This window comes from Blautia sp. CAG:257 (assembly GCF_000433815.1).
In the GTDB taxonomy this organism is placed as follows: Bacteria; Bacillota; Clostridia; order Lachnospirales; family Lachnospiraceae; genus Blautia_A; species Blautia_A caecimuris.
Genome location: NZ_HF999115.1, coordinates 909 through 2,220 on the forward strand (window position 1 = coordinate 909; position 1,312 = coordinate 2,220).

Below are 1,312 nucleotides of genomic sequence, written 5' to 3' on the forward strand. Positions count from 1 at the left end.
TGCAGTTCCGGCTCACTGCCCTTTGCAGTAAACTGATAAAAAGGTACAATCTTCAGTTCAGCAGGTTTTCTGCTGCGGTTTCTGATACTGTAGCGTACTGCCACTGTATTTTCTCCCTGCTTCATGGCAATCTCCTTGCGGATCTCCACTCCCTGAACAAGGAATCTCCATATAGGCATATCGTCAAATACAAAAGAGGAAAGATAAGGACAGCCCTCCTCCTTATATCCGTCTGCAAACTCCTGGGAAGAAAGAACAATTTCCTCTTCACCCAGACACAGACTTTCCTTCAGACGATGTACCATATTGTATCTGTGATTGGGCGCCTGTACACAGGCCATCAGAAGAGCGTGATCGTTTCTTGCCACAGAGCCTGTCATGGTCATGGAAGAAAATCCTCCCAGACCGTTGGTAAGGAGATAACAGTTTTCCTGCCCTCTTTCCAGATTTTTCAGTTCCTGTTTTCCGTAAATCCACTTCATAGCCTTACCTCTGTCCCAGGATCAGCGCGCTTACCGGCGCAGCCTCTGCCTTCTGTGTAGTTTTCGGATCTTTCCAGAGGAAACTGTTTTCTCCATTCAGAAGAATTTCCCATTTTCCTTCCGGAAGGTCTCTTTTTACTGTTTCTTCTGTTCTGTTATAAATGATCAGAAGCTTTTTCCATGGGGAAGTCTTTGCTTCATCCCGGTTATCCACCAGAAATCCCACAGCTCCCTCTTCTTTCCACTGCCCGGAAATTCTTTCCCACGCCTCTTCCGATTTATCACAGAGTCCGGGAAGCTGTTTCCGAAGAGCGATCAATCCCTGATAATATTGTCTTAACTCCTGATATTCATAAGCCCGCTCCCAGTCCAGCCGGTTCAGCTCTACAGAAGCGTTATAGGTATTTTCCTCCCCATTCTTGGTTCTGGCAAATTCCTCGCCGGAAAGGAAAAAAAGATTTCCCTGACAGGTCATATAAATTGCTGCTGCCAGCCGGTTCACTTTTTCCCGCTCCTTTTCATCGGAAATGGTTTTTTCAAGCTTATCCCAAAGCGTCCAGTTGTCGTGGGCGGACACATAGGTAATGATCTGGCTTGGAGCCTTTACACTGTCTTTTCCACACCAGGCAGTTACACTGTTCAGGATTTTATCCTCCATGCCCTCTGCCCCGTTGACAAAGCCCGGTGTTTCCGCCTCAAACACATGCCCCTTGACGGCGTCTCTTGTGTCGTCACAGAACATCCCCACATTTTTGTCAAGAAGCTGTATATTACTTTTTAAAGCCGGAGCCGCTCCATTCTCCATGGCAGTTTCATCAGCCGCCCACGGC

At 47.4% G+C, this 1,312-nt stretch carries 1 protein-coding gene and 1 pseudogene; both read right to left on the reverse strand.

All coding sequences use genetic code 11. From position 1 onward, the window contains the following. Positions 1–482: glycogen debranching enzyme N-terminal domain-containing protein (locus QVP40_RS12955; protein ID WP_288200574.1), on the reverse strand; the 482-nt coding region annotated here is incomplete at its 3' end. A 4-nt stretch (positions 483–486) separates the two neighbouring features. Beyond that, positions 487–1,312: pseudogene (locus tag QVP40_RS12960) on the reverse strand (type I pullulanase); the annotation flags it as partial.